The sequence below is a fragment of the Nostoc sp. UHCC 0252 genome (assembly GCF_034931145.1).
Classification (GTDB): Bacteria; Cyanobacteriota; Cyanobacteriia; order Cyanobacteriales; family Nostocaceae; genus Nostoc.
Window position 1 is genome coordinate 1 of sequence record NZ_JAYGHE010000052.1, and the last position, 6,972, is coordinate 6,972.

Annotated in this window: 10 protein-coding genes; 4 read left to right on the plus strand and 6 right to left on the minus strand. The window is 39.9% G+C overall.

The window, feature by feature from the left end:
• Positions 1–317: 317 nt before the first annotated feature.
• Entirely contained in the window at positions 318–2,315 is a 1,998-nt protein-coding gene (gene uvrB / locus VB732_RS24225) for an excinuclease ABC subunit UvrB (RefSeq protein ID WP_323233447.1), read from the minus strand.
• Between the two features lie 425 nt (positions 2,316–2,740).
• Here uvrB and VB732_RS24230 point away from each other — a divergent pair, with 425 nt between their 5' ends.
• The 4 genes from VB732_RS24230 (at position 2,741) to VB732_RS24245 (ending at position 4,859) form a co-directional block, all read left to right on the plus strand.
• On the plus strand, positions 2,741–3,205 hold the full coding sequence (locus VB732_RS24230; protein WP_323233448.1) for a hypothetical protein: 465 nt from the start codon (positions 2,741–2,743) through the stop codon (positions 3,203–3,205).
• Between the two features lie 329 nt (positions 3,206–3,534).
• A complete protein-coding gene (locus VB732_RS24235; RefSeq protein WP_099103871.1) occupies positions 3,535–3,717 on the plus strand; it encodes a CsbD family protein in 183 nt (60 codons plus the stop codon).
• Between the two features lie 274 nt (positions 3,718–3,991).
• On the plus strand, positions 3,992–4,180 hold the full coding sequence (locus VB732_RS24240) for a hypothetical protein (protein WP_323233449.1): 189 nt from the start codon (positions 3,992–3,994) through the stop codon (positions 4,178–4,180).
• 40 nt (positions 4,181–4,220) lie between these two features.
• Entirely contained in the window at positions 4,221–4,859 is a 639-nt protein-coding gene (locus tag VB732_RS24245; protein WP_323233450.1) for a histidine phosphatase family protein, read from the plus strand.
• 47 nt (positions 4,860–4,906) lie between these two features.
• Here the strand turns inward: VB732_RS24245 and VB732_RS24250 are convergent, their stop codons facing one another.
• From VB732_RS24250 to VB732_RS24270, 5 genes are all read right to left on the minus strand, one after another.
• Complete coding sequence (locus tag VB732_RS24250) at positions 4,907–5,341, minus strand: hypothetical protein (protein WP_323233451.1); 435 nt, start codon at positions 5,339–5,341, stop codon at positions 4,907–4,909.
• 19 nt (positions 5,342–5,360) lie between these two features.
• On the minus strand, positions 5,361–5,780 hold the full coding sequence (locus VB732_RS24255; RefSeq protein ID WP_323233452.1) for a PIN domain-containing protein: 420 nt from the start codon (positions 5,778–5,780) through the stop codon (positions 5,361–5,363).
• Positions 5,777–6,049 (minus strand): hypothetical protein, encoded by a 273-nt coding sequence (locus tag VB732_RS24260; RefSeq protein WP_323233453.1) that lies wholly within the window; start codon positions 6,047–6,049, stop codon positions 5,777–5,779. The genes VB732_RS24255 and VB732_RS24260 overlap by 4 nt, the downstream gene beginning before the upstream one ends.
• Before the next feature lie 47 nt (positions 6,050–6,096).
• The gene (locus tag VB732_RS24265) at positions 6,097–6,606 is read right to left on the minus strand and encodes a hypothetical protein (protein WP_323233454.1); all 510 of its coding nucleotides are present in this window, start codon (positions 6,604–6,606) and stop codon (positions 6,097–6,099) included.
• 1 nt (position 6,607) lies between these two features.
• Positions 6,608–6,972: tetratricopeptide repeat protein (locus tag VB732_RS24270; protein ID WP_323233455.1), on the minus strand; the 365-nt coding region annotated here is incomplete at its 5' end.

Sequence of the window (6,972 nt, forward strand, 5' to 3'; positions counted from 1 at the left end):
TAATGTACCATTGATTTATAAAATACGACATTTAATTTGCAATTCGTAAAGTTTAAGAAAACGACATAAATTTGCAAAAAATGGTTTTTCGACATTAAATATGCGAATTAAATAATCTTGTCTTTTAAGTAACAAAATCAACTGAAAACTTTTTACGGTAAAGGTTTCAGCAATTCAAAAAGATGATGTCGTTATTTGCGAACACCGACATTTAATCTGCGAATGTACACGTTTACGCATCTTCATTGCCGATCTATTTAATTTTCGGTTGCTTCAGTTTCAAACTGCACTATTTTTATTGCTACCCTGACCAAGCACTAACGTCCTAGCATTTTATCCCGCAGATGCTTAATGCGATCGCGCAATTTACCCGCCTCTTCAAATTCTAGTTTCTTCGCCGCTTCTTTCATCTGCGCTTCTAACAAAGTAATCAACCCTGGAATCTGTTCTAATGGCAGTTCATCTAGATGTTCATCTACTACTTTCAAGTCAGTTGCATTTAACCGCCGAGATACATCTAAAAAAGCCAAAATCGCATTACTTGATTTTTTCACAATTGGTTGTGGTGTAATTCCATGCAGTCGATTATGTGCCGTTTGAATCCCACGCCGTCTATCTGTTTCATCAATAGCTTTAATCATGCTACCTGTCATATTATCGGCATACAAAATCGCTTGTCCCTGGACGTGACGCGCAGCTCTACCAATAGTTTGAATTAAGGAACGCTCTGTTCGTAGGAAACCTTCTTTATCTGCATCCATAATTGCCACTAAGGAAACTTCCGGTAAATCCAAACCTTCCCGCAGCAAATTCACACCAACTAATACATCAAATTTACCCTCGCGCAAGTTCTGCAAAATTTCAATGCGCTCAATAGAAGTAATCTCGGAATGTAAATACCGTACTCTTATACTACGGTCTTGCAAATATTCAGTTAAATCTTCCGCCATGCGTTTGGTTAATGTGGTAATTAACACTCGTTCATGGCGATCGGCTCTATCTTTAATTTCTCCCAATAAATCATCAATTTGTCCTTCTGTAGGACGCACAGAAATTTCTGGATCAACTACCCCAGTTGGTCGAATCACTTGCTCAATTACATGGTCTTCAGAAACTTCTATTTCCCAATTTCCGGGAGTTGCGGAAACAAAAATACACTGATTTACCTTTTGCCAAAATTCCTCGGCTTTTAAAGGACGGTTGTCAGCAGCGCTAGGAAGACGAAATCCATGTTCAATTAAAACTTTTTTTCTCGCTTGATCGCCGTTATACATCCCGCGAATTTGGGGCACGGTTACGTGAGATTCATCAATAATTAATAGCCAATCTTTGGGAAAATAATCAATTAAACATTCTGGTGATTCTCCAGCTTGTCTTCCTGCTAAGTGACGAGAATAGTTCTCAACGCCGTTGCAGTAACCTACTTCGCGCAGCATTTCTAGGTCATAGCGTGTACGTTGATCTATGCGTTGCGCTTCTAATAGTTTCCCAGCTTGTTCTAAGTCTAGTTTTTGCTGTTTTAATTCGGCTGCAATGTCGTGACAAGCTCCTTCTAAGCGTTCTTCTGGGGTGACAAAGTGGCGTGCTGGGTAAACATTCACCGCTTCCAAACTCTTGAGAATTTCACCTGTCACCGGATCAATGTAGCGAATCGCGTCAATTTCATCACCAAAAAATTCGACACGAATTATTCGGTCTTCATAAGCTGGGCCAATTTCTAAAACATCACCACGGACGCGAAATTTTCCGCGACCCATTTCTATGTCGTTGCGGCTATATTGAACGTTGGCCAAATCCCGTAAAATTTGGCGCTGATTGACTTCCATACCTATCTGGAGGGGAATGGCGGCTTTTAGATATTCTGCTGGCATTCCTAAACCGTAGATGCAGCTGATGGAAGCAACGACAATGACATCACGGCGTTCAAACAGCGATCGCGTCGCCGAATGCCGCAACATATCTATTTCATCATTAATCGCCGCCGTTTTTTCAATATAAGTGTCGGTAACGGGAATATACGCTTCTGGCTGATAATAATCGTAGTAGCTGACAAAATACTCGACTGCGTTGTTGGGGAAGAAATCCCGCAACTCGTTACAAAGCTGTGCAGCCAAGGTTTTGTTATGCGCCAAGACTAGGGTTGGCTTGCCAATTTTCTCAATAACTGCTGCTACCGAAAATGTCTTGCCAGTTCCAGTGGCTCCTAGTAAAGTTTGATAACGGTTGCCTGATTGGATACTAGCAGTAAGTTGTGCGATCGCTTGTGGTTGATCGCCTGTCGGACTAAAGGGAGCTTGAAGACAAAATTCTGTCATACAGTTTTGCTGAAAATACCCTATCTCATGGTGACGATTCCGCCCTGTATCCATTGTAGCTGGGTTATTAGAGCGAATAAATATAGGACTTACGTAAAAATTGCCGAAAAGCTTAATTTATCGTTCGCGTAGCGTGCCGCAGGCATACCGCCCTTTGGGTTCACAGTCGCCTACGGCGGGAAACCCGCCTACAGCGCTGATTCACCAAGACACCAAGAAGCCAAGAATTCGTGGAGTGTGCGTAAGTCCTAAAATAGTAATAATTATTTACAAAAATTATTTATTTAAATTTACTTATGTATCAGTTTTAAAGATTCTTATATCTATATGAGGTTGTTTAGGGTTAAACTCTAAAGTATATGGGAAAAATTTCATCTTTCCTTAATTATTGTAAAATTCAATTAACAAACCAGAGGTTTTCGTTTATGACTATTAGCAACGCTGGCAAAGCAACCAGTTCTCGGCAAAAGTCTGCCAAGTCTCCAGGGGAAACAACAGAGGAAGTTGAAAATCAACAAGACCAGAGCTTGAACGCTGATAAAGTCGATGAAGTTAATGAACTGCCAGTGGGGGCTTCTGGAAGACTCGCCATTTCTGCAATTCGTCCTATAGGGGCTAGCGACTTAGAAGTTGCTGAACACCTCTCAATTGCTGGGGTGCGTCCCGTTAGTACCAGTACCTTAGAAGTAGTTGAAACCTATAACTCGATGGGCATTCGTCCAATTGGTGCTAATACATTCCAAGTTGTTGAAAGTATAAATCTCTCTGGGATTCGTCCAATTGGCTCAAGTTTATTGGTAATTGATGAAAGCTATTCCACCTTCGGTAATCGTCCAATAGCATCAAATGAAGTTGACAATTCTGAAAGCCTGATGGGTTTTCTAGACTAGACAAGAAATATTCCCATAAATTTATTAACCCAGTTTCGTAGAGAAACTGGGTTTTTTAGTTAAAGAGTCAAAAGTAGAAATTACAATATTTGCACTTCTTCTATATCTTTTAGCATAGGTAACTAAACTGTTATTACTGAATTTTGTATTTAACTAACAGCTATAATCCTTACTACAACTAGTTTATTTAATTTTTAATTTTTAATATGTCTTCTGGTGGAAGGCTTTAGTAAAAATTTTAAGCTACTGTGTAAAGGTAATCACAAAAAGGGATTTCAAAGTTATTTGATAGCTTTGAAATAAACTTTTCATTAAATAAGGAGTTCAAAATGAGTATAGAAGATCGCGCAAAAGCAGCTGCTAAAAATGTTGAAGGTAAAGCCCAAGAAGCATTAGGCAATGTTACTGGAGATCCAGAAGATAAAGCGAAAGGTAAAGCAAAGCAAGCTGAAAGTGAAGTACGTCATGGAATTGAAGACGTAAAAGATAATGTAAAGAAAAATATTGACTAACAATCCGTAGTTTTTTTTGCAAAAACTTTAGGGATATAAATGGGGTGGATCCCATTTTTGCAAAAAACTATGATGTGTTAAAAATTCAGTGTAATAAACCTGTTTAATGTTTTTAGCAAGCATTGAAGGACGAAGGGTAAACTGAGTTTACAAAACTCTTATAGAGACGTAATAAATTACGTCTCTATGTCAATAGCCAATTCTTTAAATTTGAGGAGTTATATTTATGAATTCCAATTTTATAAAAACAAATAAATAATTTCGAGTTTGGAGGATGAGTAAGAGATTAGGTGGGTATTACCCACCTTTATTTTTTGCTTATCAAAATGAATCAAATAGCGATCGCTATTTGGCAATTTCTACAGTGGGGCTAAGGGTGGCAACTTTGCCCAGAAAATTATTCAAAATATCAAAAAATTGTAGTAATATACCACAGGCATTAACTATCTTCACCTACATCTGATTGTCAGCGCCCTTAAATTTACAATCGATGAGAATATACCGTGAGCCTAACTCTTTATTTCCTCCGTCACGGACAGACAGAATGCAGCCGCAATAATTCCTTTTGCGGTTCCATAGACTCAGAACTTACCCCAGAAGGGTTGGATATGGCAAAGGCTTTTGCTGATGCATATACTTCTAAAGATTGGACAGCAATATTTTGTAGTCCTATGCGGCGAACTGTATTGACAGCAAAACCCTTATGTGAGGCAATAAAGATAGAACCACAACTGAGAGATGGTTTAAAGGAAATCAACTATGGCAAGTGGGAAGGAAAAACACCAGAAGTAATTAGTCGTGAATATCACGATGATTATATCCGTTGGTCAGCAGATCCGGCTTGGAATGGGCCGACTGGTGGAGAAATGGCAGTTACAATTGCTTCTCGCGCCTTGCAGGTAATTGAAGAAATCAAGCAAAATTACACTAGTGGAAATGTTTTAGTCGTTTCTCACAAGGCAACCATCAGAATTCTTCTGTGTAGTTTTCTGGGGGTTGACGTGGGACGCTTCCGTTTTCGGTTGGGATGCCCTGTTGCTTCGGTCAGTGTTGTAGAATTTTCCTCACATGGGCCGTTGTTAAAGGTTTTGGCAGACCGTAGTCATTTGGATGAGCGTTTGTTAAATTTACCGGGAACGTGAGGGCAGACGCGATTAATCGCGTCTGTACAATATTATTTTTACGCTTACTATGGCTGGCTATCTGGCTCGGTGTATTTGCAGAGGACGTTTATTCCAATTTTTAGAATATATAATACGACAATTGTTGCGATCGCTCCATCCATCGGTATGCCATTTACTGCTGCAACTGCCACCAGTGAGCCAATAATACTATTGAGCAGAGAAGCACTACCAGGGTTCTTGGTGTATTCTTTGATTTTGCCCTGTAAACCATCATCACCACAGATTTCCGCGCGGATTTCATTGAGGGTCAGCTGTAAAAGAGATTTTTTGCCCTTACTATAATCTGTTTTGCCAACTTTCTCTTGCCAGAGTGTGTCAAAACTTGCTTCTAGATTGCCGTTGTGTTGTTGCAGGGTAGTAAGTGCATGTTGTGCTGGGGTGTCATTTGGCAGAAGTTGCTGAAATTCTTGGATTTCGACAGGGGTTAATTGGGCATTCATATATATTTGACTTAATTATTTATGGAGTATTTGTTAGTTCCTGAATCAATTCTTCAGGTGTGATAATTCTAGGAGTAGCAACTGGAAAATCTCTAGGGTTGCGAGTAATAATAGCATCTAAGTGATTGAGTACCGCAGCGCTGTATTGAATAGCGTCTTCAAAATCTCTAAAATTAAGGTTTAGTGCCATGTTGATTGCGGTACTGTCTACGGTAGCGACACCGCAAAAGTTAACCAACTGCCTTAAATAACTAAGTGTCCACTCTCGACCTCTTGCCCTACGGATGATGTAATACAAATCACTAAAAGTTGAGGCGGAAATATAACCTTCTACCTGTCCTTGCTCAACTAGCACCAATACTTGTTCGCTTGCCTCTAGAAAAGGTTCACGCTCAAGGGCATCATCTACAATGATGTTGGTGTCTAACAAGATTTTCACAGATTATGTTTCTCCTTTAAAGCTTCCCATCGGGCTTGGTCTGGGTCAAAGTCTGGTGGTGTTGGTGGGGCATTTTCAAATAACCCTTCAAATGCTTTGACTTTAGACTTTCTTCTCGGCTTTTCTGGCTGTGACTCAGTAGGAGTTTCCAAGGATGGAACTGGCTGCAAAATAATCACTTCCACTTTTCCAGGAGCAATATTTAGAGGTTCGTCAATAATTAAATGACCTGATTCGTCAATTGTGGCGTTGAGCTTATAGGCTTGCATATTAGTTTTCCTCATCTATATATAATTAAATAATATTTCAGGCAATTTCACAGATTATGTTTCTCCTTTAAAGCTTCCCATCTGGCTTGGTCTGGGTCAAAATCAGAAGGCGTAGGTTGTGTTTTTTCAAACCAGCCTTGCAAAGCTTTGATTTTTGTTTGTCTTTTCGGCTTCTCTGGCTGTGACTCAAAGGATGGAACTGGCTGCAAAATAGTACCTGAATCAACGATCGCAGTTATAAGTAAATGTCTTGTCGTCACCAACATTACAACATTAAGTCTTAACGCTATAACTTTAAGGCTTAATGCTATAACCTTAAGGCTTAACGCTACAACATTAAGGCTTAAGGTTACGATATTAAGGCTTAACGTTACAACATTAATCACCAGCATTACAAGATTAAGGCTTAAGGTTACGACATTAAGCCTTAACATTACAACTTTTTGACAAAAGCTTATGCGATCGCTCTTTAGGGTAGTGCGCTCTGTGCGATCGTAACCAATGCTTAAATAAAACTTATGAATGGTTTGACGTTGGCAATCAATCTTGCATTGCACCCTACGACTCTGTTTCTAGCCCATCCCGCGCTGCCCAAATTGCCTCGCGTACCTCTCCCGCACACTCTTCACCCGTCGCCTCGCGCCAAATGGCTTGAAACTGGCTTTCTCCTAACTGCTTGAGCATACGGGCTAAATCATTGATACGATAACCAATCCAATCTTCATTATGCTCTAGGTCAATGGCTAAAACATGAATGTAAATTTGCAAAGCCTCAGCGTAATTTTCTTGAGCTTCTAAAACCCTTCCCCACTTAACCAACGTTTGTGAAGCCCAATACCAATCGCGGAATTGCTCACAAATTTCCCAGGCTTTTTGATAATAGTTAATCGCCACATCAAACTGCCGTTGCTCTTCGGCTACCA

Excerpts from the sequence above, each read along its gene's own strand:
- VB732_RS24235 (WP_099103871.1), top strand. The coding sequence starts at position 3,535 with ATGAGTATAGAAGATCGCGCAAAAGCAGCTGCTAAAAATGTTGAAGGT.
- VB732_RS24240 (WP_323233449.1), top strand. The coding sequence starts at position 3,992 with ATGAGTAAGAGATTAGGTGGGTATTACCCACCTTTATTTTTTGCTTAT.
- VB732_RS24230 (WP_323233448.1), top strand. The coding sequence starts at position 2,741 with ATGACTATTAGCAACGCTGGCAAAGCAACCAGTTCTCGGCAAAAGTCT.
- VB732_RS24260 (WP_323233453.1), bottom strand. The coding sequence starts at position 6,049 with ATGCAAGCCTATAAGCTCAACGCCACAATTGACGAATCAGGTCATTTA.
- VB732_RS24250 (WP_323233451.1), bottom strand. The coding sequence starts at position 5,341 with ATGAATGCCCAATTAACCCCTGTCGAAATCCAAGAATTTCAGCAACTT.
- uvrB (WP_323233447.1), bottom strand. The coding sequence starts at position 2,315 with ATGACAGAATTTTGTCTTCAAGCTCCCTTTAGTCCGACAGGCGATCAA.